This window comes from Microvenator marinus (assembly GCF_007993755.1).
Lineage (GTDB): Bacteria > Myxococcota_A > Bradymonadia > Bradymonadales > Bradymonadaceae > Allomicrovenator > Allomicrovenator marinus.
In genome coordinates this window covers 5,498,903-5,524,148 of sequence record NZ_CP042467.1, presented here as the reverse complement: position 1 = coordinate 5,524,148, position 25,246 = coordinate 5,498,903, and the positions used below count along the sequence as shown (strand labels likewise).

The window sequence follows — 25,246 nt, the reverse complement described above, 5'->3', positions numbered from 1 at the left end:
CTGCTGCGTCATTCTAAGCCGTCTAAACCGCCAAACACCAAGCTGGCTGCGACATTCCGCGGCATCCTTGAATCAGGCACGAAACTTGGAGACACTCTGGGCCTTGACTCCTCATTGGGTGAATTCATGAAAAAGCTCCTCCTTGCAGCCCTCTTGCTCTCTGCGTGTAACGCAGAAGTTCCAAAAGACACCGAACCCGGCGTGGTCGTCGAGCCCTCAACAGAGGTTCCTGCCGACTACAACGAAGTAAAGGCGCTGATTGAGGTCAGCGAAAACTGGTCGGTGGACGAGTTCCTCGGGACCTATACGCCAGCCTTCGAGACGTCGCTTGGGTACAACCCCGAAGACGCGATGTTCCTCGATCTTATCGACAACTCCTCGCTCGCCCTGAGTCAAGACGAGAAGGCCAGACTGGCCGCCGACGGGTTCGTGCGGACCGAACAGCAATTCCCCACGTTTACGTACGGTTACGCCACCATCTACCTGGAGGACCTGCCCATTTTTGTGAGCGCGGATTCAATCCTTCACGCCGTTCACCGGTCATATGATGCGATTCTCAAGGGAATCGAACTCACCGAGCTGATTCCAGCAATGACGGACCTCATCGACGCGATGCGTGCGCGACTGGCAGATGGAGGCGCCGAAGGATTTACGCCGGAACAGATTACCGACCTCGACCTCTACCTCGCCGTCGCCGGAACTCTACTGGACACAACGCCTCGCCCCGCGATTGCCGGCGCGAGCCAGACCCTCGTAGACGAGATGGTAGCCAAAGCTCTGGCCGCCGAAGGCGCTGAAGAGATTACGATTTTTGGTTCGAAGCGCCTCATGGATTGGTCGCAATTTGAGCCTCGTGGACACTACACCGATAACCCGAACCTGGAGCGATACTTCCGCGCGATGATGTGGCTTAGTCGGCTCGATTTCCGAATGCTTGAGCCCAATGAGCAGAACCAACTCGAATTCAGGCGGCGGCAATTCTACAACGTGATTGCCATGGCAAACCTCATGGACACACAGAGTTCGGCTCAACACCAACTCATCGAGGACACTGTTGGGCTCTTTGTGGGCGAGCCGGATGCGTTGATATTGAGCGAGGTGCCGGCGTTGCTGACGGCGCTCGGTGCAGCTTCTCCAACAGACGTCACAAACATGACCGATGAGGAGATTGCCACGGTCATACAGAAGCAACGGTTTGGCGCGCAGCGTATTTCCAGTCACTTCATGATCAACGGAATCGAAGGCACTACAAAGCCGCTATCACACGCATTCACACTGATGAGCCAGCGCTATGTGGTGGACTCGCACGTCTTCTCTAACGTGGTCTTTGACCGCGTCGCTTCAGGCACGGTCAAGCGCATGATGCCGAACCCTCTGGACGTTGCGTTCTCCGTCTTTGGCAACGACCAGGCGGCACAGCTCCTTGATTCTGAGCTTCGTGAGTACGGCTACCAGCACGATTTGAACGCAATGCGCGTCCTCGTGGACCTTCACGATGAAGATTATTGGAACGCCAACCTCTACAACGGCTGGCTCGACGCGATTCGCGCACTCTCTCCAACCGCCACGCCCAACGCAGCCGCACCAGCAGTGGCGCAAACCGAGGCTTGGGGCCGCCGTCTCCTGACTGCGCAAATGGCGAGCTGGGCAGAGCTCCGGCACGATACGCTCCTCTACACCAAGCAGTCGTACACGGGCGGAGCCGCGTGCGAGTACCCCGATGTCTACGTGGAGCCGAACCCATTGGTATTTGAGAAAATCCGCAATTTTGCACAGAAAGGCAAAGTCGCGGTCGCCGGATTTGATGACCGCTACACCACCTACTTTGACAAGCTTGAGTACGCCGCGGACCGACTCCACGCCATGGCCGTAGCACAGGAGACCGGCATGCCGCATGCCGAGGAAGACGTCGCGTGGATCAACCAGGCCGTGGTGCTCGAGTACGGATGCACAGAAGACCCGGAATGGGCCACAGGTTGGTATCCGCAGCTCTTCTTCGACGAGGACTCCGTCAAGTTTGACCCGACGATTGCGGACGTGCACACGCAACCCACCGATGCCGCCGGCAACACGGTCGGTCGTGTCCTCCACGTAGGCACCGGGAACGCACACGCCATGGTTGTCACCGTCGAAACCTGTGAAGGTCCCCGCGCCTACGTCGGCCTAGGCTCAAGCTACTTCGAAAAAATCACCGAAAACTTCGAGCGACTAACGGACACAGAATGGGCACCACAAATCTCTTCCGGCACACCCGCTGAACCCAATTGGGTACCTTAAGGCGTTTGAGAGTCACGTGATGAAACTCGGAGGCACATCCTCCGCAAACCTGCACGGACTTTTGTTGGTGAAGTAGAGACCTTCATTCTCCTTACCCCAATGCTCTATCAAGAATCTCGAAGCCTGAGCGTAGCCCCATTCGGCCTCTGGCTTTGAACGCGCAGTTGCAAGAAGATTCGCAAACCCCTTTGCATCCGTGCGGATTCTACCGGTCTCCTCACCGATTCGAACCACGATGTAGGGCTCAAAGTCCGTACTTGGCGCCCCACTCTCGAACAATTCCGCAAAAGCCCTGACGTTGATACCTGACAAATCTCTGACCATCATATGCGCGCTTGAATGGTAAACATCTAAACCACGCAAGAGCCCGGTCAAAAAGTGAATCTGTCGCCACACACGAAAGGCACATTTTTCGGGATTCAAGGCGGCTCGAATGAACGACAACACGCTCAGACCATTGCTTTCAAGATGATCGTAGATGCGAAAGGCTAGTTCGTGCTGAGCAGGCGAGCCGAACCGGACGGCTTCTCGCCACGGCATACGTTCCACCGCGATGGCGTTTTCAGGGTAGAGATAAGTCGCGTTCGACGTCTCTAACACCACTTCGAATCGAGCCCCCCAGACCGGAAGGCTCAATTCGTTGAATGACACTCTTGGAGGCCGCGCAGCCGTCCCCTGCTCCCAATCTTTGACCTTTTCCGGCACCACCACGCGGCGCAACATCCGATGGTGCCAACGCTCCCGGCACTCGAATGTCTGCTCGGGAAACCCAAACCGGCTGAGCTCGGGTTCCAGATGCGTTGCGGCGTAAAAGACGTCAGGTGAACTCAGAAACGCCCGGGCGACCTCGTAGCGGTCCTCTCCATGGGGTATCAAAAACATCCCGAAGAAAAGCCTGTCTGACGTCTCGTCAGGGCCGCGTGGCACCTTGAAAATCACCTGAATATTTGGGGCGAAAATGGGACGAACATCCCAGAAAAATGGCATCCACTCGAGTTTCATGCACCTCCTTGTCTGCCCCCAACATATCACCAAACTCTCTTCAAACAATGGGTTCCGCGGTCAATTCTGCATACCCGGCACATAACGTGCCGCACTCTCCGCTACTCTACATATCTCGCACTCCATGGCCTGAAGCCATGCGTTGGTGCGACGAGGAGTCCCCATGAAAGTCACCTTTAGTGCGGATAGGGAAGGAATTCAGGCAGGCAAAGCGCAAACGCGCTATCTGCGTCTTAGCGTACAGACCGGGTCGAGCAAAGGAAAGCAAAGGCCGCCCTTGAGCGTAGTCTTTGTGGTGGACACATCGCGGTCCATGGAAGGCGAAAACCTGGAGCGCGTCAAAGCAGCCCTGGTGCAGACACTGAGTCGTCTGAGGATAGACGACGAGTTCGGGATCATCGCCTTTTCAACCACACCCGTGTGGATCGCGAAGCTCCAAGAGGTAGGTCTCAAAGGCATCAACTCGGCGATTGCGGAAATCAAGGGGCTTCAGGCTCATGGCTACACCTGTCTAACCAGCGCATGGACGGAGGCCTGTTCGCAAATCATGACCTCCTGGAATCAAATCAAGCGCGTGGTTATTATCAGCGATGGGCTCGTCGGCGCTCCGAAAGAACTTGAGAGACTCGAAGCATGCAGAAGTGGTGGACCGAAGGGTGTGGTGACTTCCACTATTAGTCTCAACCAGATAGGGGATGGGCTCGCTGAGCTGCTCGAGGCATCGGTCGATGTCGGCACGGAAAACCTGAGAGCGGAGCTCGAACTACCGGACCACGTCCACGCCGAGCTGCTCTCTAGCTTCCCGGCTTCCCGATACCCCAAAAACCCAACGCTAGTGCTTGGGGACCCTTGGGCGAAGGAGAAGATCGAACTTCTCTTTCGACTCGATGTACCCGCTATGGAGATTGGCCAAGAGGTAGAAATCAAGGTTCGCGTGGCGTCCAGTAACTCACAGACCATTGCCACACTCTCACTCAGAGCCGAGGACGCCGAGCCTGAGGTTACGTGCATGGATACGCTCGCGGGCGCTCTATTCATAGAGGCTTTGGAATTGAGAGAAAAGGCCCAATGGCTTGAAACTAAAAAGCGCTACGCGCAGGCCCAAACGATCCTCATGGATTTTGTGACTCGTGTGGCCGAGCTCCCCTACGACCCTCGCCTAATGCAAATCCAAATCCTAGTAGAGCAGGACGCGCGCTATTATGGACGGCCCGAGGATGAACGCTTTGACCCTGAGCGTACAGTTGTGTCGATATTAACGGGGACCAGGGCACGACTCTATTCCAAGACCAACTCGTAGCTTGTACTTCGGCCACCAGCGGGCAGTTGTTGGAAAATACCCAATTCCACGAGTTCGCCCAGGTCTCGGGTCGCTGTTGCCTTCGAACACCCTTTCAGGCGGAGGCGCTTGGAAGTGAATCCTCTCGCGCCCAATCGGTCCCGAGACAATCTGCATTTCATCGTCGCGCCAATCGCCCACCACCACACGTTCCCGCACAACGTCATCCGTCATCACCAAGTCGTGCCACTGGCACAACAACTCCTTGGTCAATGGCTCAGCGAACGACTCCCGCCTCGGTGACCATCAAGTCGATGAGTGCCATTTGCCTCTGCGTTTCCTCCACACCATCGAGGCGGCCAGCCAACGAGTTAGCCTGGGCAGCACCTAATCGGCTCAACAAAAGCAAATTCTTGAGCCGATTAAGTAAAACAATCGGCTCTCCATGAGCTATTCGGATTCGAGGAATTTGCTCGTATAGTGCCAGCGCACAGCTGAATCATGGAGAAAAAATGGCTTACTGGCTCTTTAAGACTGAACCGGACGAATTCTCACTCGAAGACCTGAAGAAGTCGGAGACGACCCGTTGGGATAGTATTCGCAACTACGGCGCCCGCAATCGTTTGCAGGAATGCGTTCCTGACGACCTTGTGCTCTTTTACCATTCTGGCCGAAATCCAGCCGTCGTCGGAATCGCAAAAGTGGTTTCCGACCCGTATCCAGACCCACTGCAATTTGACCCTGAATCGGACTACTTTGATGCCAAGGCAACCGAGAAGAAACCCAGGTGGTATGCCGTGGACATCGCGTTCGAACGTGAGCTCGACCAACCCGTGACCCTAGATTCCATGAAAGACAATGAGGCACTTTCGGACCTTGAGGTCCTCGGACAACCACGACTGAGCGTCTCGCGCGTCACAGAGGCTCAATGGCAGCTCCTCACCTCGTCTGATGCAGAAGCCTGAAGTCCTGCACAACGCGCCATGCCGTCGCGAAAGAACATCGCGCGCGGCGCGCCACCTCCGCCACGTTGATGTCTGGCTGGTCCTCAAGTACCGCCCATGCGTCAGCCCGCCAGGTCGGACCCATAAGTACTCGAGTTCGATATACCTTGTGCCGACGAACGAGCGCGTCGGGAGTCAACACATCTGCCTCTCGATCACGCAGGGTCCCTGCGGGAACTCGAAGTGACGTGCCTACAAAACGTGGATCTTCGCCTCGCCGAGCCAACTGAAAGTCAGTCCCCACAGGCAAGACATCAATCGGTAGACCTCTGTAGTGTTTTTGAAGACGCGCGAAACGACGGTCCTTCTCTAGCCAGTCAGCAACCGCAGCCCAATACGCATGGACCCTCTCCGATGCGTGTTCCGAAACGCAGCGCACTAACCTGTCTGCGTTAACGTACGCATGGTGTACGCCCACCCACGTAGTGAGCACGGCTAACACGCGTAAGTCATCGTCATCCATTCCCACCGAAGACGCGTGGACCAGTGTCTCTTCAATCATCGCGTCCGGATTTCCCTCGGCCGCAAAGTTCATCCCAATACCTACCAAGTCGCGCGTTAGCGTCTCATGGTCTGGCTAACATCCACCACTCAAACCGGCAATATCGGCTGGGTGGACGGCTCTGCGAACAACGTATCTCATCCCGGCAAAACTCGTGAGGACGTCGCCATTTGCCCGAAAATCAAGTTCATGAGACCCTCGTTTTTTAGCCCAAACTGAGGAGAGCATGCAGAAATTCATTCCACCATTCCTATTGGCAATGTTGGTTGGGTGCAGCGACGACGCTGAGAAGTCGGGCAACAATTCCAACAACGAAGCGATGCCGACAGCCACAGAATTCGTCTTACAAAACGCGAACGACCAACCGGTCTACACCGGCACATTCCTCATCAAAGTTGGCACCGCAGAACGCGACTTCTTTTCGTGGAACTACCCCTGCGAGCCAGACCTCTGCGGGGAGTGTTTACCGGGCGAGCCTCCGATGCTCGAGGAGCTCGCCGCCGAAGCGGAGCGCAGAGCTACTTGGGCGGGGTATATCTACGGTGAGCGAACTGACGACTGTGTGCCCCGAACAATCGCGGAAGCCGGATTTTACACCGTGGAATGGTGCTACAGTCTTAGCGATGACGAGGCCACAGCTTCGGAGTGTGTCTCACAAAGCTTCGAGCTCGGTGAAACTGTCACACTCGTCACCAACTCGCCCAGATAGGTCGTTAGTCGAATCTGACCGCATCGTACTGAGACTCAGTTGCGAGCTCCGGTGTCAGCGAGCCCACGCCAGCAAGAAACTCAATTGCACCTTCACGGCACATGCAGCAGGGGTTGAAATGGATTACCCACTCGGCTAGCGGCACAAGACTTGGGTGCTTGGACTCCTTCATTGCCTCCACACTTGAAAACGCGAGATCGTGATGCACGTCAAGCTCGTCCTCGGATACAGGAATGACGTGACGGGCACGAGTTTGAAGCGCGGTGGAGCCTGGCGGTGTATCTCGCTCAAGTAGTCGTCAGGGCTAGCTGTGTGCAGAATCATCTCCGCCACCCAACGCCATCGAGGGTCCACCTGTGGGTCGAAGGAGGGGCACGACGTGCACGCATTCATCAGCGCTGCCCGGATTTCTGGGCGCGAATCGCCGTGCTCCTTGATGTACTGAAGCGCGCGGCCGTGACCGGCGACCAAGGCCCACGCGAATTCTGCCGGAGTCATCTCTTAGACCGCCCTCGACGTTTCCACGCCGGCCTCACGTCCCCTGTGATGTACATCTGCTCCACCTTCTCACGAGCCCAAGGTGTTTTTCGCAAGAACTTCAGGCTCGAAGAGATTGAAGGGTTCTCTTCGAAACAACGGATAGGTACCGCATTGGCGAGCGTCTCCCATCCGTATTGTTCCACGAGCGACGTGAGAAGAGCCTTGAGCGTTACCCCGTGCAAGGGGTCGTTTGGATACGTCCGCTCCGCCGACTCCTCCGACTCCTCTGGCTCAGCTTCGTTCTGTAAAAGTTCTTCTTCGATTTTCGGTTCGTCATCATTCATGGGCCAAGGTTACCACGGTATGGCGCCGTTGCGACAGCGTCGTCGATTCGTTCGAAGGAGGTTTTAGAAGTGTTCGGTTGCAAGAATGGACCTTTTCCATCCGTCGCCAGAAGTCCAGGCCTGTTCAAAAGTAGTCTCCATTCCCAGGCTATCAAAGACAGGCATCACGAATGCCGCAATCTCTTCGGCAACCACGGACAACTCTGGAACATCGATTTTTGATTTGGCCTTCCTGATAAATGCGTTCCACTGGACCAACTTCTGCGAACCCTCGGTGAATGACGGAGACAAAGCAGTGGGCATTGTGAGAGGCAGAGTTGTTGATCGACGCTCAAAGGTGTTTTTGAAAGCCAGTGCAAGAAGCTGACCATCGAAAGTAAACAACTTCGAAAGAAGCCAAACATCGTAAAAGTCCTTCATCCTACTGTTCGCCAAGCCGAGTTTAACCATCGCCTCCACTTTTTCGGCTACCACCGTGTATCGAGGGTAAGCTTTTAGTTTGGGAGGTTGTCCATCCAGCAATGTCGGATACTCAATTTGATCAAGAGCGGGGGTTACTGCGTCGCCAAAGCCAATATCGATCTGAATCGGAATCTTTGCATTGTGTAGCAAACCAAAATAGGAATCTCTCCATGGCGTATCGAGAGAGGGCTCAAACCGTTGCCTCCACGTAGGGGCGAATCACCGTCCAGACCCGGTCGACTTGAGCGGCTTGGACAAGTTCATCCACCGTGATTTTCCGAGCATCCCAAGCGGAACGAAGAGCCTCAATAGCCACATCAAGTCCAACCTTGCTCCGAAATTTAAAACAATCCGCGACTGTCTTTGCTGGGGAGTAGATGCTTACGCTCACACCTCCAATGGTATGTTCTTCTACACCAAACGAGTAGGCAGGCTCTGAAACTCTTGTGACTTGAATAGGCGGATAGTCTATCTCAGGCAGCCACGTGTCTCGAGGAATGGAGAACCAGACCTCGTGCGGGATTTGGGTGGTGAGTTCGTGGAAGTTAAGAGCGGATATGAGTGAGATTACGGAGCTGGGAATTCTTTTTGAAATCTCAGCAAGACCGTGGTGTGCGCTCACGTCCGAGTCAGCAAGCATATATAGCCCTCGCGAGCTCCTCTCGAGCAGTCCTTCGCGGCACATTGCGTAAAGGTAGTTGCGTGAGATCCCCAGCTCTTCAACATCGCTGGCGCTGATGATTCCCTTGTTTGCCGCCAGTTCGGTTATCTTGTCGTAGTGTCTCATCTTCTCCCATCTATGCATATCCTACACACTTACGAACAAATGTAAAGAACTTGCAAGACCCCTTCCCTTGGCTGTTCACTTAGAAAACGCCAACACTTATCAATAAGTGCATGCACTTCCTAAGGTGGAATGGGGTCGCCGACGAAGGCTGCGTCCTCGTCAGGCAGACGAGAAGAATCTGAGACACCGGCACATATCGTGCCGAACCTTGTGATAGTATCCTAAAAATCTCAAAACACCTTGGAACTTCACCTCGGGATGGAGGAAGAATGACGGCTAGAATCTTATTGGTATTGTCTGCCCTGACTTGGATGGCTTGTAGCGAATCTAATCCAGCAAGGGATTGGAAAACAGAAGAACCACCGGTTGATATGGGCTCAGAAGAAGACGATGGCTCAGAAACGGATGCAGGTCCCGAACCGGATGCGGGTCCCGAACCGGATGCACCTTCAGAACCGGTGGTACTGGTGACCCCATTAGAGCCTCTCACCTCAGACCAACTCAATTGCGAGGTCGTGACCGAATCTGTGGCACCATCAGGAGCGTCGGTCACCTACACCTACGCGTGGGAAGTGGACGGCACCGATCAGGCCATCAATGTTCCGGCGGTCGCGGCTTCCAGAACCGAGCCTGGACAATCGTGGACATGCAAGGTCACTCCCGTGGCGGACGGTATCGAAGGGCCAATCGGTGGCGCCAGCGTGCAGATCGTCAATCGCCCTCCAGAAGCGGAGGCACCCGTGATCGAGCCCGCAGAACCGCGCACTCACGCACCGCTCAGATGTGTGCCCACGACCAACTCAGACCCAGACGGCCAGGAAGTGAGCCTGCAATTCGCCTGGACTCTGGACGGTGCACCGACCACTCACAACACAGATGAAATCCCCGCCTCACTCACGTCCAAAGGACAGGAATGGCGTTGCATCATCACTCCGAACGACGGCATCGAAGACGGCGAGCCACAAGCCTCGGCTGCCGTGGCCATCGTCAACACGCCGCCCGAGGCCCCTACCCTGCAAGTTTCGCCAGACCCTACCACGAGCAGCTCAGACCTCGTGTGTGATGTCGCCACCCCGGCCACCGATGCGGACGGAGACGAGCTAAGTTACACGTTCGAATGGCGTTTGGGAGCCTCGGTGGTGCCCGGCGCAACGTTGGGTGCCGACCAAACCGAGCGCGGCCAAGCCTGGGAGTGCGTAGCCCGAGCCAATGACGGCGAAGCCGACTCCCCAGAAGCCACTATCTCCACCACCATCCAAAACTCGCCGCCAAGCGCAGCTCAGGTGGAAATTCTGCCGCCCTCCTCCACAACCTCGGTGGACCTCAATTGCCAGCTCATCGCGCCTGCAAACGATGCGGACGGAGACGAGCTCACCTACACGTACCGGTGGTTGAAAAACGGCTCGCCGACCTCGTACTCCGAGGCCACCCTACCAGCAAGCGCCACCGCCAAGGGCGAATCCTGGACATGCGAAGTAACGCCCAATGATGGCACCGATCACGGCCCAACCGCGAGCGCCACCCGCGTCATCGTCAACGAAGCGCCTGGCGCGCCGCAAGCTTCAATCAACCCCGCCACGGCGCGAACAGCCGATGACTTGACGTGCGAAGTTGTTACTCCGGCGACTGATGCCGATGGCGACACGCTCGCCTACCTCTTCAGCTGGAGTGTCAACGGCGCTCCTTCAGGCCTTACGGCGTCCACAGTTCCGTCTTCTCAGACAAGCAAGGGCGAAGTCTGGACCTGCGCGGTGCGCGCAAACGACGGGCTCTTGAGCGGCCCTGCAACCGAAGTGCAGACCACAATCCTCAATACAGCCCCAAGCGCCCCCACAACCGCCATTACCCCAAGCTCGCCGAACACCACTCAAGACCTCAGCTGTGACATCGTCACAGCGGCCACGGACCCGGATGGTGACACGTTGACGTACACGTACGCATGGCGGCGAGACGGCGCGCCCATAGCCAATACCGGGGCCATATTGAGCGCGTCCAACACCGCAAGAGGCCAGATATGGGAATGCACCGCCACCGCCTCCGACGGAAGCCTGAGCGGCCCGCCAGCAACCGCGTCGGCTACCATCCAAAACTCGGCACCGAGCACCCCACAACCTGCCATTTCACCCACCGCTCCGCGAACCACCGACAACCTCGTATGCTCGGTCCAGACGGCGTCGGTGGACCCTGATGGCGACCCGATAACGTATGAATACTCGTGGTTGCAAGACGGTGTGGCAACCGCCAACACCACCCAGGTGGTAAGCTCCGCCTCCACCACCAAAGCCGAGAACTGGACATGCCTTGTTAAAGCCTCTGACGGGACCGCCACAAGCGGCACCGGCACACAGTCCCTCAACATCCTGAACACTCCACCGAGCGCCCCAACCGTGGCCATTTCGCCCGCCCAACCCGCGTCCACGGACGACCTCGTCTGCCAGATCACAGTACCTTCAACCGATGCCGACCAAGATAGCATCACCTACACGTACGCATGGTGGAGGAACGGCCAATCTACGGGCTACACGGCTGCCACGGTCCCGGCTTCTGCAACGAGCGATGCCGAAACTTGGGAATGCCGAGTCACACCCTTTGATGGCGAAAATGCGGGCCCAGCGGGTTCGTCATCGGTGTCCGCCACACCACCTACCAGTTGTCTGGACCTCAAGAATCAGTCTCCAACCACTCCAAGCGGAGTCTATCAAATTGATCCGGACGGTTCCGGCCCCATTAACCCGTTTAACGCTTATTGCGACATGACTACGAACGGTGGGGGATGGTCCTTAGGAGCGGTGATGCGAGATACCGACCGCGCTCACGTCAATCGATCAGCCGTGGGCATGCTCACCGGACCCAATCAATCATTCTCAGCCAAGCTATCCGACACCCAAATCAACGCGATTAGTGCCACGAATACAGCACAAAGCGTATATCGAATGGATTGCGATGGTGTGTCTGACTTTTTGCGTTATGAGAACGGTTGGGACTCGCAAGCACGCGAAGGCACTCTGATGTTCACATATCGCTACTCGTGTGACGACTACGCTTGCGTAGTTGCCAACGCATGGGAAACACCAACGTCTGTTGTTTGGGGAGGAGCCGACTACGGTGGTGGCTCCTACCCACTACACGACTTCTTGCAGTACAACGGAGACAATCACAACGGTTGCTTTCGTTTGCACCACGCAAGCTCCGGAAACGGAGCCCTGTGGGTGCGATAGTGACGTTTCAGGGAGAGAGGGGGCGTGGTTCATTTTGCAAAAACGCTCGTCATGATGAGACGTCATACTAGCCGATCAAGACGGCAATCGCATTGACGAAGCAGATATCCAACGCGCTCGCCTGTTTCACTTTGGCTAACACGTTTGGACTCGAGACGGCCAAAACGCAACAACCTGTTGGACATCTTTGGCTGCGATTCTTGACGTTGTGAAAAATCAGTTGACAGCGACCGTGATTTTGCTAACACTTCAATCAATACGACCGGCGCCTCTGCACATTGTGTACGCGTCGGTTTTCATTTCTTGGCCCAAATCGGCCATTCCTTCCAGCCCTCAACTAGGCCCATATCCTCAGGTTTCACAGATTCGTTGGGGACTTCCGGAAACTCTTCCATAAGTGCGACGAACCTAGATTGCCAGCTGGTGTTCGGACAAATCACGGAAAGTAAGTGACTCATTGCGCAGAAGTACATGAATGCCCGAGAGTTGGGGACCTTGGGAAAGAGCACGTGTGGAGCCGAAACCTCAACAATGTTCGCGTTCCAGAGACGACTGTGATGCGCCGAGACGTTTCGGACAAAGTTAAGGCTTCTTAACCATTGCTCAATCGTCTCACCCTTCACCCCATATCGAGCTCCGATTTCGTCTTGGTCGGGATAGCGCATTCCCGCGAAAAGTCGGGACAACATCCCGAAATCCCAGATCTCTATCGCAACCCAAATCGGGATACAGCCATTATAGAAACGATTGTGATGTTCGATGAACGGTTCTCGCGACTTTTTGGTTTTTTCCTCGTGTTTTTCTAACCAAACTTCATGCTCGGTTTTGCCAAAATGCGGGCCTTTTTTCTTGATCGGCCTTTTGACGAAACTCCCGTGAAGCAGTCGCGGGTTTTGATGCGCGCAGGGGTGGTGCTTCCCGAGGAGATGAGCAACATCCACACGCAGTGCCATCTCGATACGCTCAAGGGCGTCCATGGCCAATAGACGAAGCTTCTTGTCGAACACATAAAGCTTGACCGCATCCTCGAATCGGCTCCCATGGATAAAAGTGTCCAATCGGCTGGGATTCTTTCCCAAGTGCTGAGAGTTCATCTCGCGAAACGGATACCAATACCCACTCAACCGGTAATATCCGATTCGTCGAAGATAGTCCTTCGCTGCATTTTCATCTTCGATAGTCAGGCCACGCCCCTTCAGAATGGCGATCTGATCATCAAGAGACTTCCATGGCTTTACGTTCTTCAAGGCATCACTCGTCCCGTGCATTGGTGGAATTGTAGCCTTGGTGAATAATACGTGCACCAAGGAAAAAAGGAGTCGTTTGTGTGAAAAAACTAGGAGAGAGCTGAGCCCGCGGGTTCGATTACTCGGAGCAGTTGCGTGCGGATTTCTGCTGCCGAAGCGGTCAGGTCCACGTGTTGCCGTACCGCCCCTTCGTGAAGATATCGTTGAACTTGGTGTCGATGACGAGCCTTTGCCCGCTCGGCCTATGGTCCAGGACGATGTCCGTCACCATATTGGGCAGAACGTTCAGAATGCCAGGGCTCGGGTCCTCCACCTGCCAACTTAACTTCCGGCCCGGCTTCACCTCCACTCAGAAGGCAGTACAACCTTGTAGAAGCCACCCACAGCCTTTTCAAAGAGTTTTCTGACCCAATGCCCCTCTCGGTCCGGCAACACCATCTGGTGGCTTCCTACTGTGCTTTGAGACGAAACGAGGAGAGTCATATGAGTTCCGCAATAGAGATACCGACCCTGGATGAAGCACAAGAGGCAAAAGCAGCGCTCCGGTTAATCACGGGTGACTCTGAAGACCAAAGGAGGAGCGCAGCAGAGGTTTCCTTGAAAATTGGAGACCTTGAGGTTTCGATTCCGTTCGCAGCGTTTCAAATTCTGACCGATGTCCTCGCCGAACTCGCGAATGGCAATGCCGTGACGGTGGTGCCGCACCACGCCGAACTCACAACACAAGAGGCCGCTGACATTCTGAATGTCTCGCGTCCCCACCTGGTGCAACAGCTGGAGGCTGGTGCAATTCCCTATCACAAGGTTGGAACGCATCGTCGCATCAAAATGAGTGATCTCATGGTGTATCGAAAGAAGAGCCGTGAACAAAGCCGCGATACCCTCCAACAACTCGCGGACCAGGCGCAAGAGTTAGGACTGGGTTACTGAGAAACCTGAGGTTGTGATTCCTCAATCCCCCTTCAACCGCTTAACAGCTTGCTCGAACTCCCTATCAATCGCTCGCGGTTTGGCGTCTTCGAGGGCTTGGTATCTTTGGTACTCATGCTCAGCCCTCACCTTCGCAGCTTCAGCAGACACCTTGCCAGCGTGATCGAGTAGTTCCCGGCCAGAAAACGTAAGGAACTGGTCTAGCTTGTCGATCCATCCCTGCATAGTCATCGGTTTGCGCTCCATAGCCTGGAGTTCCGCGAACTCAATGTATGCGTTCACAATCCGATGCAGCACCTTTAGCTCGTCCTCGGTCAAGTAGTTTTTTGCAATCGTCACGTCCTTCTTGCGGATCACACCACCAGGGCGGGTGCTCTGCATTCCCATCCATGGTTCGTCTGCATTCGCGCGAGCAACAATGAGTTCGGCGGCGGTGTGTCCATGCGTCGCCCAGTGCATTTTATTCTGCACCGTCGCGAAGAAGATTTGTGATTGCTCCGCACGTGGAGAGTAGTCAGTACTGGTGGCATAGATGTCCAGAACCTTCTGGTAAAAGCGCCGTTCGCTGGCTCGGATCGCGCAACCGATCGTCGTCCATGGTGAAGCCCTTGATGAGGTACTCGCTCAACCGGGCGGTTGCCCACTGGCGAAACTGGGTGCCTCTGTGACTGCGGACGCGATAACCCACGGCTAAGATCATCTCCAAGGAGTAGTGCTTGACATTGCGAGAAACCGAACGATTTCCCTCACTTCGAACTTGTAAGAAATCCTTACAAGTTGCTGTTTCCTCCAATTCTCCCTCGGCGTAGATCGCCTTGATATGCATGGTGACGTTCTGTGGCGTGACTTGAAAGAGGTCGGCCATTTGCTTTTGAGAAAGCCAAACTGTTTCATTCTCCAATCGGCACTCGATCCGAGTTCCCCCATCCTGAGTCTGATACAGGATCAGCTCCGACGACGTGCCATCATCCTCTCTCATCCTACCTTCTCCCTATTGGAATCGAAGTTTGGTCCCAATCTTCACAGCTCGAAATCGAGTGTCCCAAGAACGCGAAAAGCCCCGATGAACTCACCGAAGCAAAGACGACAACCGGGTGCTCCCAATCCACTTGGTCCCAGAATATCATTGAACTTTTGAGTGACAAAGTCCAAGTTTGAAAGACCAAACGCTACCAGAGCAAGAGCGCTGAGCCCGCGGGTTCGATGACGCGGAGCAGTTGGGCGCGAATCTCGGCAGCCGAAGCGGTGAGGTCTACGTGTTGCCGTACCGCCCCTTCGTGAAGATATCGTTGAACTTGGTGTCGATGACGAGTCTTTGCCCGCTCGGACTATGGTCCAGGACGATATCCGTCACCATGTTGGGCAAAACGTTCAGAATGCCAGGACTCGGGTCTTCCACCTGCCAACTTAGCTTACGGCCCGGCTTCACCCTCCACTCAGAAGGCAGTACAACCTTGTGGAAGCCACCCACAGCCTTTTCAACGAGTCTTCTGACCCAATACCCCTCTCGGTCCGGCAACACCATCTTGTGGCTTCCCAGTGACTCGGTGGGCATCGTCAAATCCACCGCCAACTTGGCCGCCGCAACCATCAACCTATCCGCCGCATCGTGCCTCCCAAAGCGGTCGCCGTCGATGACTTTGCGCGTAGGAGCGATGCCCAACACACCCATCAACTTCAGGCCATTAGCGAGCACACGGCATCTATGCGCGAGTTCCTGATTCTTCACCAGCACACCAATCGTCTGCAGCGCGTGGCGCTCGGTCTTGAGCATATCGATTCGACCCCGAACGCGCGTCAGGTTGGCTGCGCGTTCCTGTCTCCTCTAACACTCGACAAGAAGAGGGGAGTCATATGAGCTCCGCAATAGAAATACCGACCCTGGATGAAGCACAAGAGGCAAAAGCAGCGCTCCGGTTAATCACGGGTGACTCTGAAGACCAAAGGAGGAGCGCAGCAAAGGTTTCCTTGAAAATTGGAGACCTTGAGGTATCGATTCCGTTCGCAGCGTTTGAAGTTCTGACCGATGTCCTCGCCGAACTCGCGAATGGCAATGCCGTGACGGTGGTGCCGCATCACGCCGAACTCACCACACAAGAGGCCGCTGACGTCCTGAATGTTTCGCGTCCCCACGTGGTTCAACAACTGGAGGCTGGTGCAATTCCCTATCACAAGGTTGGAACCCATCGTCGAATCAAAATGAGTGATCTCATGGCGTATCGAAAGAAGAGCCGTGAACGAAGTCGCGCCGCTCTCCAAGAACTCGCGGACCAGGCGCAAGAGTTAGAACAGGACTACTGAGACAGCTGAGGTTGTCTTCGTGCAGTCTAACGGCAGTTTTGCCTTTCTCAGTCAAACAACGGTCAAACAACGAGAATCTCATAAGTATTTGCAAAATCTATACTTATGAAAGCGCGGACTCATGTTTGGCTACCTCCAGTCAAACAACAGTCAACCAATGGACGAAAGTCACGCCCAGCTAGGAAGATACTTCCGAGCGCGGCTTCCGACTTCGTCATCATGGCAGCGAATCAGTCCGACATCCAAGGAATCCTTGATGATTCTGGACACCATCGAACTGTTCTTCACATCTATGCCAAACCGCTCACGAAGGGTCGAGTTTGTCATGTAGTCACGCTCTCTGCTTCTGACTTTTGCATATCTCCACCGTTCGAAATTGAGTGTCCCAAGAACGCGAAAAGCCCCGATGAACTCACCGAAGCAAAGACGACCACCGGGTTCTCCCAATCCACTTGGTCCCAGAATATCATTGAACTTTTGAGTGACAAAGTCCAAGTTTGAAAGACCAAACGCTACCAGAGCAAGAGCGCTGAGCCCGCGGGTTCGATGACGCGGAGCAGTTGCGTGCGGACTACTGCCGCCGAAGCGGTCAGATCCACGGTGGCGAAGCGAATCGTGTGTCCCTGAATGGTGACCCACTCATCCACCATGGCACCCACCGCCGGGTGCAACAAAAGTCCATTTGCGCTATCCCACTTAGGTTTGCCTCGCCCCGTCTGTGACATCAGATACCCGTACATCTGGTAGATGTACTTACTCCTCAAAGACGTGTTGCCGAAACGTCCGTTGGTGAAGATATCGTTGAATTTGGTGTCGATGACGAGCCTTTGCCCGCTCGGCGTATGGTCCAGGACGATATCCGTCACCATGTTGGGCAAAACGCTCAGAATGCCGGGGCTCGGGTCCTCCACCTGCCAACTTAGCTTCCGGCCCGGCTTCACCCTCCACTCAGAAGGCAGCACAACCGCGTAGAAGCCACCCACTGCCTTTTCAAAGAGTTTCCTGACCCAATGCCCCTCTCGGTCCGGCAGCACCATCTGGTGGCTCCCTAGGGACTCGGTGGGCATCGCCAAATCCACTGCCAACTTGGCTGCCGCAACCATCAACCTATCCGCCGCATCGTGCCTCCCAAAGCGCTCACCGTCGATTACTTTTCGCGTAGGAGCGATGCCCGACACTCCCATCAACTTCAGGCTATTAGCGAGCACACGGCATTCATGCGCGAGGTCCTGATTCTTCACCAGCACACCAATCGTCTGCAGCGCGTGGAGCACAAAACGATTGCGCGGCGTGTCGATGGTCATCTCCTCGAACTCACACGCCACAAGGCCACGCTGCAGGAGCGAGTGGCGCTCGGTTTTGAGCATATCGATACGTCCACGCACACGCGTGAGGTTTTCGCGACGAGTCTGATAGCCGCGATTGAGTTGGCGGCGAATGCGGCGGTCGACGATGTCCACCAGAATCCGCGCCACCAAATCCGGCAGCTCGTCCGGCTCCTCCTCAAAGCTCACCTCGCCCAACTCCCGCTGCAGCCCGAACAAGTCGGACGCGTAGAGCATGAGCAACCAGAGGTTACGCACCGGAATGCGACCCACAAAAGCGTTATCGTGAGCAAGCTCCATCAGAAAGGCTGTTTAAGACGCTCAACCGCCACTTTGAAGTCCTTGGGGCTATCGAACCAATATTCCTCAAGTAGCGGCGCTATCTCGTGTTCGACGACGTCTTGAAACCACGTCCAGCTCTCATGCGAGAGCTCCACCGATGGCGTGACATAGCTGTGCCCTACTCTAAACTGCTTACCCAAACGCGTGTCGTCCTCAATCATCTGATTCAAGTCCGACATGCGTCTGGCAATCTCTTCCACAATTGGCTCCGAAAGTCCCATGGCTTGGACCCAGGCTCGCCATTGAGACCCAAGTTCAGGTTTTAGGTCGGCAAACGCAAAGCGGCGACGAAGGGCTAGGTCCACCAAGGCTAGTGAGCGGTCTGCCAGATTCATGGTCCCAATGACATACAGATTTTCAGGCACATAGACTCGTCGCTCCCCGTTTTGGTCAGCATAGGTGAGTTCGATCGCCTCCGACTCATGACGTTTTGAGTCCTCCAGCAGCGTCAATAACTCACCGAAAATCTGAGCCGGGTTTCCGCGGTTAATCTCCTCGATAACCAAGACATAGTTGCTTTCAGGGTCTGCGAGCGCCGTGTTGACCATGTTGATGAAGATTCCGTCAGCCGTGACCAGCTTTCCCTCCCCACTCGGCCTGTAACCGCGCACAAAGTCCTCGTAGGAGAGGTTCGGATGAAACTGCACTGACTTAACCTTAGCCTCTTCCCTTTCACCCACCAGCGCGTAGCCCAATCGGCGCGCGAGCCATGTTTTACCGGTACCCGGAGGACCTTGGAGAATCAGGTTCTTCTTGCTCCGCACTCTTTTCAGCAATTTCTCAATTTGCTCCAGAGGAAGAAAACACCCCTCATCCAAAATGTCCTGCGCTGCGTACTCGACCATAACCACCACCTTGTCTCTTTCGGGCTGCGTTGAAATCGGGGGAAATGGCTTAAAGTCGCCGCCCATCGCGAGTGCCGGGAACGAATCCACGGGGCAGCCCTCCATCACAAAGTAGCCTTTCAACTTTTCGAGAAGTTCAACGTACTCCTTGCCGGAAGGTACCTTCTTGAGAGGAATGCGGAAGACTTTCGAGAGAAACTCACGGTTCGGCGAATCGAGCCCCACAAAAAACCAAGGACGCGCCCAATAGAGGCCAAAAGTCAGATTCCAATGCACGAACTTGAGCTTCTTGGCCTCGTCAAACGCCCGGATAAACTCCTCACGCCCTTGTGTTCCCTCGGAGTCCGCGAAGGCAAGTCCACATTCAAACACGTGCCAGAGTTTGTCGATGTGGTCATCGGGACGATCGTGCGCAAAAGGGAAAAAATACGTGTTCTGGTTGTTGAGGCACGGCACTCCCGTAAACCCCTTGGGTGGTGCGCCTGGAACCTCGAGTACTTCAGCGAGCGCCTTACCAATGCGATACCGATTCTCCCAAGTCATCGTGCGGTTGAACACCCCCATCGTGGTAAAGGGGCATATATCCCTAAGTACCCCCTGAGTCCCATCGGAGAAGCGATCAATCAGACTAAATCTTGGTGTCGTACCATCCACGGAAACTAGCTTTTGAAGCAAGCCGGAGCGATCTTCGCGATAGCTGAGTAGCGTTGTGGCAAAATCCTCAAAGAACTGGGTCCACGCGAATTTGTCCAAGTAGCGATCGTGCCAGAACGGATGACTCAGGCATTTATCAAGATCCTGCTCTTCTCCTTCAAAGACAAAACGAATCAGGTCGGGAGTAAGACCAGTACTCCTTTCGAGCAAAGCGACGTGATGAATGTAAGTGAAGAAGTACCAATCGCGGGCTGGCTCCTGGATCTCCCACTCAACCTTCACCGACTCGCCATCGCCTGAGTTTTCCACAACGGTTCCCACTGCCTTGATACGCATCACTGAAACCGGATTTCCCCTGTTGTCGAATGGCACGCCCGCCTTCGTCACAAAGGTAGTCTTGGCAGCAATCCGGTCTCCGGCCCTCATCGACTTCACCAACTCACGATTCCTAGCAGACGGTCCGAGAAGGCGCCAAACTCCTTCTTCCACGAACTCGTCTAGGTATTCCTTCTTCTGCGAGACAGTGTTTACCAACCAATGTTTCGCCCGTGGCTCATCGTTACTCATATCACCCTGCATTATGAGAGATTTACAGCCAGTGTTTGCGCAAGACTACACCATGTCAACCAACACATCGCTATCTGCAAAGCGATTCAAGTACGTAGATCTCAACGTCTGGCCAATTGGAGGCACTGTCGCTTTCGTACGTTCGAGAACACAGGTGCCTAATCCGATGCTCTCGGCCCCCAATCTTTTGGGAGAGAAACACCAAACACGGCATGATACGTACCGTCGAATAAGAAAGTTGTTCTTTGGAGTCAATTCACGATTGACATGATGCTCACAGGTGAGATCGTTCGTCGACAACGATTCTACTTATTTGTCAGCACTCCCATTTCCCTCAAAGGTTCGGAGTTTGGAGCGCTTTAGGTTAAGGAGGCAGAATGTTACCTGGTGTTGGACCGAAACTTTGGCTTGGTGGCGTTGCAGCTGATTACGTGGTTGAACTCGCAAAGGGCGGAGGATGGGGAACGAGACATCTCGCTAGTGGGAAGTTCTTACCACATGTGGTTGCCGCAGGGACAAAAATGGCAATGGGAGGAGCAGCGCCCCTTCAGGGACTACTCAGCGCTTCCAATCTTGCCGTAGGACTCAAAACGCTTAGTGTGGCGACCAAGTCTTTGGCTGTAGCTAAGGCGGGACTGGTGGTCGGCAGTTTGGGTTTGGGTGTTGGGCTTATTGGTCTTGGGGTTGGTGTTGCGACCCTTTGGAAGGTGCATCAAATGCAAAAGCACACGAAACGTGAACTCGGCGAGATCAAGACAAGCATCGCCAATCTAGAAAACGTGGTTCTGGCTCAGGGTATTGAAACTGGCTATCGTCTCGACCGCATCGAAGATCTTGTCTACGCCTCAACGCAACAACTCAGCGATTTGATCAACTACAACAGCGCACTTCTCGGTGTAATTATTGAGCAACAGGGGCAACTGGCAGGAGCAATTGAGGAGTTGTCGAAACAAGTGGAAATCGGTGTCGAGAGAATTCTGGACGCAATCGCGAATCAAACTGTGCGGCAGGAGGCGCTGGACCTCGAAACTCAATTGAGGAAGGTCTACACCTACTATGAAGCGGTAACAAACCGTATTGCGATCGGAGACGAGGCAGTCGAGAGCGATTTGAGAGGAATCGTTCGAGAGTCGATAGAACTTCAGGCTTGGTTAGCTACTCGAATCAACACTCTTGAAAAAGGTAATCCTCAACGACTGCCCTATTTTATCGGGCAAGTCATGGCACTGCGTCAGGAGATCGATGCCCGAACAATTCTGAATGAAGCACCAGAGGCTAAACACAGCACCCTGATGGAGCTTCGCACGCAGATTGCCGATGAGATCCGTGCACTTTCTGACGGACCTTTCCTTCAAGTAACGTTTGGTAATGCCGAGCTCATTGCACACTATGTCTACTTGCGGCGCTCCTTGTCAGAAAACCTCGTGACGTACGTGGAGATTGTGGACGCCGATGGCAGCACTCGCATGGAGCCTTTCATTGCCGAGCAGTTGCTGCATTGGGATGATGGAATGAATTCTCTACGCGAGAAGCTGAGTGACTTCAGTCTTAGTGGCAGCAATTCGCTTGAAAGCGAGTACAAGTTTCCAAGCTTGCGCTCACAAGCTGCCTGGAACGAGTTGAGCGGAACCACTATCGGCCGCATGACGGTTTCTGCGCAAGCTGTCGAGCAGGTTTTTGGAACCAAATCTCTCGACCAAGAGAAATTCGAGACGGTCTTAGACTTTCTCTCAAAGGAAGACTGGAATTCCAGGATAGAAGCGGAGGTCAGCTATGCCTAACCAGAGCTCTGTAGGGACCTTGCTGATGAACGTGGCACTCCAATGGGACCGGGCCACGGAAGCTTTCGAGGAATTCGTCCCTGATATTGAAGCCGCTTTGGAAACCTCCCTGCCCGAAGTACGTCAAGAGCTTCAAAAGCTGAAGGACTCAGTAGTCAGGCTGAAACGGGAGGCGCAACAACCCACCGTGGTTTTGGCCACCACCGGCACAACGAGCTCCGGGAAAAGTACGATTGCAAACGTACTTGTTGGCGATGCACTCCTGCCTAAGGCAGTTCAAGAGATGAGCGCTGGAGTCGTAACAATCGAACACGACCAGATCCGACGACTGAAAGTAACGGATACGAAAAACGCCAAGTGGGAGACGGGGGAGTGGACCGATCTTTCGGCCGAAGAAATTCAGGACCGACTTGCGAAGCTCATGGAGGCGTATCGCAATGCCCTCGATGGTCTGGCCCCTCACGAATGCGAAGAGATTGAACCTCCTTCATGCACGGTTCAGTGGCCCACGAGGCTCGGGCTTAATGCAGATGCCTTTGGCCTTCCAAAGGGCTGCAAGATACGTATCCTTGACCTCCCTGGGTTGAAGTATGTGGACGATAACCTTAACGGAGACGTCGTTAAGCGTGAAGCGAAGGGAGCAATGTGTATTGTGGCGTACAACTCCTATGAGACTGACGCCAACAAACAAGCAGCGTTGCTCAATCAGGTGGTCGACCAAGTCAAGGTGCTAGGCGGCTCTCCCGCTCGAATGATGTTCATCCTTAATAGAATTGATGCATTCCTGACCGACCCAAACCCCGAGGAAAGCGAGAAGGTTTTCACGCACCGGGTCACACACGCTGTCCAATCGAAACTACGGGAGGCACTTCCGGAGTATGCAGATGAAATCAAGAAAATATTGCCACTCGGCTTCTCCAGCGAACCTGCGCTCATGACACTCATGGCTGATAATCCGAACAGCTCTGCAGAGAGCCAAGAAACTGCTATCAGCAACCTCGACAAACACTATAACGCCCTTTTCCCAAGAGAGTTCTTGAACGAATTGCCGCGAAGCGCATCCCGTTTTTCCGCCCAAGAAAAGAAGGAATTCGTTCAGATTGGTTCCAAAGGGGCACGATTGGATAGATTTGAGGCCACGCTGCGAGACCATATCGCCAAGAATCTCCCCGAGCTTCTCCTTCCACACCTAGTACAGGAAGCGTCCGAACCAGCACGAAACGTCCTCAGATTCCTCGATACTCGGATTTCGACTTTCAAATTGCTACGTGAGCAGGAGGTAGAGGACGCCCAGCAAAGACTAGAAGAAATCAACCAGCAACTAATGGCAAGCCAAGCCGAAGTGTTAGGGCTAGTCGGGCCATTGAGAGATCTGCCGGAGGACGAAGATCTTCAAATTCACCTCGTAAACGCTGGCGAAATTTTGAGTTCCGGATTGGGATTGAATGCGGCGCCTCTCTGGTCCGTGTTTCATGATATTGTTAAACAACCGCTAGACCGCTTGATGGCCTACACTTGGGAGAGCGGCACTCAGGAAGGTGGGCACGACGAACTCCTCGATGGTATCGGAGGAAAGGAGCTTCAGAAGAGTTTGCGAAACTTGATGGCTGGCCCGTATGGCGCCATTTCCCAAACCGGCGGAAAGATTGAAGACAGCCAGGCTGAACAAACGAAGAAAGACCTTAATGCTTTCAGCCGCGCGCTTACGAATACGGCCAATCGACTACTTGTACGTGAGTCAGAAATCCAGGGTAAGCGACTCGAAAATCTGCTGCAGGAAATAGAAACAAAGATCGCTGAACAGTTGGGAAAGAACGCAAATGAAATCCTTGCGGCGAATGGTCATCAATTCAAGGGCCTTGGCGACCTCTTTCACCGCCAATTCAGCATTCCAAAATTGCAGATCCAAAGAATCCATTTTGAGCCCGACATCGAGCGCTGGAGCGAGACCTTGAAAGAGGTCAACATAGTCAAACAACAACGTTGGAAATATATCCCCTTCTTCACGAAGAGTGTGGTGGTAACTATCGAGAAATCTGCTAGCGGAATGAAGTTTGGCAGTTATGAGTCCATTCTGGCCAGCTTCGGAGGCTCGTTTGAGACATCAAATCTCGAGGACAGCGTCCGAGAGTGGCTCGTCGAATCCATCAAGGGGTTTGACCATGAACTGGAGTCGACACTGGAGGCTGGCGTGAATGAGTACCGGCGGCAGCTGCAAGACCGATTGAAGGAACTCAAGAAAGGTGTTCAAGTAAAAGTCCGGATCGTGGAATCACATGAGAAAGGTATAGATAAGCTGCGTCAGCGTGTTCAAGACGGCGAAGATTGGAGAAAGCTCAAATGAAGGATCTTGTGGCGGAAAACATCAGAGCCTTAAAGGCGCCGTACGACTATGGCGCGTGGACTGATGAAACCTTCGAATTCTTTGGAAAACAGAATCGAGAACTCTACGAAGAGGCAATCTCTTCTCAACACTATCGCGGCGAACAACTCGCGACAAAATGCTTAGAATTGGTGAACCCGACTTTGGCTTCGAAAGCGCGCCGAAACCGAGACTTTTATCAAGACTTTCTGGATGAGAATGGAGGTGGACGCTTGCCACGTCAACGTAAACGAGATCATCTCTCACATGCGGTGAGGGACGATTCCAGGGGAGATTCAATGGACATGGAATTGGACTTAAGATGGGTCGGAGTCGCCGTCGTGGTTGCGCTTGTCGCGGGTGGTCTCTTAGTTGTGTGGAGTCGTAGCAGGAAAGAGCCCACCGTGAATTTGCAGGAGAACAAGCCGGACAAAGAGCCTAATCCTCAACCTGTGCGTTCAACTCCCAAAGCAGAGTCAGGTACGTCAGAACAATTTGTCGTTTTTGCACGACACACTGAGAATGCCGAGGATTTCGCGGGAGAACATCTGTCGCTCAAGGAGCAGGTAAGTCAGGCCCGCTATTATTGGACGGGATCGGCAGCGGATTGGAGATTGCTTCAAGAGGAAGCCCTTCTCACCCCTTCCAAGGATTTGACCGAAACAACTGAAAACCTGTGGGCTGTTGCGTATTCCTGGAAGGGCGAGGCCCTCCCGGAGAGTAAGTTCCAGTTCGCATCTTTTCTGGGCAAGGTAGAGCTGACCCGACTGGGAGTTTTCTCAATGGGAGTTCCGGACCCCAAAGTTGTTGGCTTCAAACATTAAGAGG

Annotated in this window: 23 protein-coding genes and 1 pseudogene; 10 read left to right on the top strand and 14 right to left on the bottom strand. The window is 54.3% G+C overall.

The genetic code is table 11. The features are described from left to right. Positions 1–126 precede the first annotated feature (126 nt). The gene (locus FRD01_RS22700; RefSeq protein ID WP_249755838.1) at positions 127–2,277 is read left to right on the top strand and encodes a DUF3160 domain-containing protein; all 2,151 of its coding nucleotides are present in this window, start codon (positions 127–129) and stop codon (positions 2,275–2,277) included. Positions 2,278–2,289: 12 nt separating this feature from the next. Here FRD01_RS22700 and FRD01_RS22695 read toward each other — a convergent pair whose 3' ends face one another. Next, positions 2,290–3,279, bottom strand: coding sequence for a hypothetical protein (locus tag FRD01_RS22695; RefSeq protein ID WP_146963276.1), 990 nt, complete (start codon positions 3,277–3,279; stop codon positions 2,290–2,292). A 163-nt stretch (positions 3,280–3,442) separates the two neighbouring features. Here FRD01_RS22695 and FRD01_RS22690 point away from each other — a divergent pair, with 163 nt between their 5' ends. After that, positions 3,443–4,579, top strand: a complete 1,137-nt coding sequence (locus tag FRD01_RS22690) for a vWA domain-containing protein (protein WP_146963274.1) — start codon at positions 3,443–3,445, stop codon at positions 4,577–4,579. 256 nt (positions 4,580–4,835) lie between these two features. On the opposite strand, the gene FRD01_RS24770 is transcribed toward FRD01_RS22690, so the two are convergent. Next, entirely contained in the window at positions 4,836–4,961 is a 126-nt protein-coding gene (locus FRD01_RS24770) for a hypothetical protein (RefSeq protein WP_283808674.1), read from the bottom strand. Positions 4,962–5,070: 109 nt separating this feature from the next. Here FRD01_RS24770 and FRD01_RS22685 point away from each other — a divergent pair, with 109 nt between their 5' ends. Then, positions 5,071–5,523 (top strand): EVE domain-containing protein, encoded by a 453-nt coding sequence (locus tag FRD01_RS22685; protein WP_146963272.1) that lies wholly within the window; start codon positions 5,071–5,073, stop codon positions 5,521–5,523. Here the strand turns inward: FRD01_RS22685 and FRD01_RS22680 are convergent. Continuing rightward, positions 5,498–6,097 carry a hypothetical protein gene (locus tag FRD01_RS22680; protein WP_146963270.1) on the bottom strand — a complete coding sequence of 200 codons (600 nt, stop codon included), beginning with the start codon at positions 6,095–6,097 and terminating at the stop codon, positions 5,498–5,500. The two genes, FRD01_RS22685 and FRD01_RS22680, sit on opposite strands and share 26 nt — an antisense overlap. Before the next feature lie 193 nt (positions 6,098–6,290). Between FRD01_RS22680 and FRD01_RS22675 the strand changes: the two genes are divergently transcribed. Further along, entirely contained in the window at positions 6,291–6,773 is a 483-nt protein-coding gene (locus FRD01_RS22675; RefSeq protein WP_146963268.1) for a hypothetical protein, read from the top strand. Between the two features lie 4 nt (positions 6,774–6,777). Here the strand turns inward: FRD01_RS22675 and FRD01_RS24535 are convergent, their stop codons facing one another. The 5 genes from FRD01_RS24535 to FRD01_RS22655 form a co-directional block, all read right to left on the bottom strand. After that, complete coding sequence (locus FRD01_RS24535; RefSeq protein ID WP_249755837.1) at positions 6,778–6,945, bottom strand: hypothetical protein; 168 nt, start codon at positions 6,943–6,945, stop codon at positions 6,778–6,780. Further along, positions 6,942–7,271 (bottom strand): hypothetical protein, encoded by a 330-nt coding sequence (locus FRD01_RS22670; protein ID WP_146963266.1) that lies wholly within the window; start codon positions 7,269–7,271, stop codon positions 6,942–6,944. The genes FRD01_RS24535 and FRD01_RS22670 overlap by 4 nt, the downstream gene beginning before the upstream one ends. After that, a complete protein-coding gene (locus tag FRD01_RS22665) occupies positions 7,268–7,597 on the bottom strand; it encodes a VF530 family protein (protein ID WP_146963264.1) in 330 nt (109 codons plus the stop codon). The genes FRD01_RS22670 and FRD01_RS22665 overlap by 4 nt, the downstream gene beginning before the upstream one ends. A gap of 63 nt (positions 7,598–7,660) precedes the next feature. Next, complete coding sequence (locus tag FRD01_RS22660) at positions 7,661–8,209, bottom strand: nucleotidyl transferase AbiEii/AbiGii toxin family protein (protein WP_146963262.1); 549 nt, start codon at positions 8,207–8,209, stop codon at positions 7,661–7,663. Between the two features lie 40 nt (positions 8,210–8,249). After that, on the bottom strand, positions 8,250–8,846 hold the full coding sequence (locus tag FRD01_RS22655; RefSeq protein WP_146963260.1) for a type IV toxin-antitoxin system AbiEi family antitoxin domain-containing protein: 597 nt from the start codon (positions 8,844–8,846) through the stop codon (positions 8,250–8,252). Between the two features lie 269 nt (positions 8,847–9,115). Here FRD01_RS22655 and FRD01_RS22650 point away from each other — a divergent pair, with 269 nt between their 5' ends. Beyond that, positions 9,116–12,064 (top strand): fibrinogen-like YCDxxxxGGGW domain-containing protein, encoded by a 2,949-nt coding sequence (locus tag FRD01_RS22650; protein WP_146963258.1) that lies wholly within the window; start codon positions 9,116–9,118, stop codon positions 12,062–12,064. 296 nt (positions 12,065–12,360) lie between these two features. On the opposite strand, the gene FRD01_RS22645 is transcribed toward FRD01_RS22650, so the two are convergent. Continuing rightward, on the bottom strand, positions 12,361–13,311 hold the full coding sequence (locus FRD01_RS22645; protein ID WP_249755836.1) for an Abi family protein: 951 nt from the start codon (positions 13,309–13,311) through the stop codon (positions 12,361–12,363). A gap of 160 nt (positions 13,312–13,471) precedes the next feature. Continuing rightward, positions 13,472–13,654 carry a hypothetical protein gene (locus FRD01_RS22640; protein ID WP_146963254.1) on the bottom strand — a complete coding sequence of 61 codons (183 nt, stop codon included), beginning with the start codon at positions 13,652–13,654 and terminating at the stop codon, positions 13,472–13,474. 140 nt (positions 13,655–13,794) lie between these two features. Between FRD01_RS22640 and FRD01_RS22635 the strand changes: the two genes are divergently transcribed. Then, the gene (locus FRD01_RS22635) at positions 13,795–14,241 is read left to right on the top strand and encodes a helix-turn-helix domain-containing protein (RefSeq protein WP_146963253.1); all 447 of its coding nucleotides are present in this window, start codon (positions 13,795–13,797) and stop codon (positions 14,239–14,241) included. Between the two features lie 21 nt (positions 14,242–14,262). Here FRD01_RS22635 and FRD01_RS22630 read toward each other — a convergent pair. Together FRD01_RS22630 and FRD01_RS22625 are read right to left on the bottom strand one after the other, a co-directional pair. Next, positions 14,263–15,067 (bottom strand): annotated as a pseudogene (locus FRD01_RS22630) (virulence RhuM family protein). A 426-nt stretch (positions 15,068–15,493) separates the two neighbouring features. Continuing rightward, positions 15,494–16,015: an McrC family protein gene (locus FRD01_RS22625; RefSeq protein WP_146963251.1), complete on the bottom strand. Its 522-nt coding sequence runs from the start codon at positions 16,013–16,015 to the stop codon at positions 15,494–15,496. Between the two features lie 80 nt (positions 16,016–16,095). Between FRD01_RS22625 and FRD01_RS22620 the strand changes: the two genes are divergently transcribed. Beyond that, positions 16,096–16,542 carry a helix-turn-helix domain-containing protein gene (locus FRD01_RS22620; RefSeq protein ID WP_146963249.1) on the top strand — a complete coding sequence of 149 codons (447 nt, stop codon included), beginning with the start codon at positions 16,096–16,098 and terminating at the stop codon, positions 16,540–16,542. Positions 16,543–17,054: 512 nt separating this feature from the next. Here FRD01_RS22620 and mcrC read toward each other — a convergent pair. Continuing rightward, positions 17,055–18,167, bottom strand: a complete 1,113-nt coding sequence (mcrC, locus tag FRD01_RS22610) for a 5-methylcytosine-specific restriction endonuclease system specificity protein McrC (protein ID WP_146963247.1) — start codon at positions 18,165–18,167, stop codon at positions 17,055–17,057. After that, positions 18,167–20,275 carry an AAA family ATPase gene (locus FRD01_RS22605; RefSeq protein ID WP_249755835.1) on the bottom strand — a complete coding sequence of 703 codons (2,109 nt, stop codon included), beginning with the start codon at positions 20,273–20,275 and terminating at the stop codon, positions 18,167–18,169. The genes mcrC and FRD01_RS22605 overlap by 1 nt, the downstream gene beginning before the upstream one ends. A gap of 377 nt (positions 20,276–20,652) precedes the next feature. On the opposite strand from FRD01_RS22605, the gene FRD01_RS22600 reads away from it, so the two are divergent. From FRD01_RS22600 to FRD01_RS22590, 3 genes are all read left to right on the top strand, one after another. Continuing rightward, positions 20,653–22,056, top strand: coding sequence for a hypothetical protein (locus tag FRD01_RS22600; protein ID WP_146963245.1), 1,404 nt, complete (start codon positions 20,653–20,655; stop codon positions 22,054–22,056). Then, on the top strand, positions 22,049–24,400 hold the full coding sequence (locus FRD01_RS22595; protein WP_146963243.1) for a dynamin family protein: 2,352 nt from the start codon (positions 22,049–22,051) through the stop codon (positions 24,398–24,400). The genes FRD01_RS22600 and FRD01_RS22595 overlap by 8 nt, the downstream gene beginning before the upstream one ends. A gap of 422 nt (positions 24,401–24,822) precedes the next feature. Next, positions 24,823–25,242: a hypothetical protein gene (locus tag FRD01_RS22590; protein ID WP_146963241.1), complete on the top strand. Its 420-nt coding sequence runs from the start codon at positions 24,823–24,825 to the stop codon at positions 25,240–25,242. Positions 25,243–25,246: the final 4 nt, after the last annotated feature.

Bases quoted from the DNA above. Each gene is read 5' to 3' on its own strand.
- FRD01_RS22685 (WP_146963272.1), top strand. From the start codon at position 5,071: ATGGCTTACTGGCTCTTTAAGACTGAACCGGACGAATTCTCACTCGAA.
- FRD01_RS22600 (WP_146963245.1), top strand. From the start codon at position 20,653: ATGTTACCTGGTGTTGGACCGAAACTTTGGCTTGGTGGCGTTGCAGCT.
- FRD01_RS22690 (WP_146963274.1), top strand. From the start codon at position 3,443: ATGAAAGTCACCTTTAGTGCGGATAGGGAAGGAATTCAGGCAGGCAAA.
- FRD01_RS22620 (WP_146963249.1), top strand. From the start codon at position 16,096: ATGAGCTCCGCAATAGAAATACCGACCCTGGATGAAGCACAAGAGGCA.
- FRD01_RS22605 (WP_249755835.1), bottom strand. From the start codon at position 20,275: ATGAGTAACGATGAGCCACGGGCGAAACATTGGTTGGTAAACACTGTC.
- mcrC (WP_146963247.1), bottom strand. From the start codon at position 18,167: ATGGAGCTTGCTCACGATAACGCTTTTGTGGGTCGCATTCCGGTGCGT.
- FRD01_RS22675 (WP_146963268.1), top strand. From the start codon at position 6,291: ATGCAGAAATTCATTCCACCATTCCTATTGGCAATGTTGGTTGGGTGC.
- FRD01_RS22670 (WP_146963266.1), bottom strand. From the start codon at position 7,271: ATGACTCCGGCAGAATTCGCGTGGGCCTTGGTCGCCGGTCACGGCCGC.
- FRD01_RS22595 (WP_146963243.1), top strand. From the start codon at position 22,049: ATGCCTAACCAGAGCTCTGTAGGGACCTTGCTGATGAACGTGGCACTC.
- FRD01_RS22680 (WP_146963270.1), bottom strand. From the start codon at position 6,097: ATGAACTTTGCGGCCGAGGGAAATCCGGACGCGATGATTGAAGAGACA.
- FRD01_RS22665 (WP_146963264.1), bottom strand. From the start codon at position 7,597: ATGAATGATGACGAACCGAAAATCGAAGAAGAACTTTTACAGAACGAA.
- FRD01_RS22655 (WP_146963260.1), bottom strand. From the start codon at position 8,846: ATGAGACACTACGACAAGATAACCGAACTGGCGGCAAACAAGGGAATC.
- FRD01_RS22700 (WP_249755838.1), top strand. From the start codon at position 127: ATGAAAAAGCTCCTCCTTGCAGCCCTCTTGCTCTCTGCGTGTAACGCA.
- FRD01_RS22650 (WP_146963258.1), top strand. From the start codon at position 9,116: ATGACGGCTAGAATCTTATTGGTATTGTCTGCCCTGACTTGGATGGCT.
- FRD01_RS22635 (WP_146963253.1), top strand. From the start codon at position 13,795: ATGAGTTCCGCAATAGAGATACCGACCCTGGATGAAGCACAAGAGGCA.
- FRD01_RS24535 (WP_249755837.1), bottom strand. From the start codon at position 6,945: ATGAAGGAGTCCAAGCACCCAAGTCTTGTGCCGCTAGCCGAGTGGGTA.
- FRD01_RS22695 (WP_146963276.1), bottom strand. From the start codon at position 3,279: ATGAAACTCGAGTGGATGCCATTTTTCTGGGATGTTCGTCCCATTTTC.
- FRD01_RS22625 (WP_146963251.1), bottom strand. From the start codon at position 16,015: ATGCTCAAGACCGAGCGCCACGCGCTGCAGACGATTGGTGTGCTGGTG.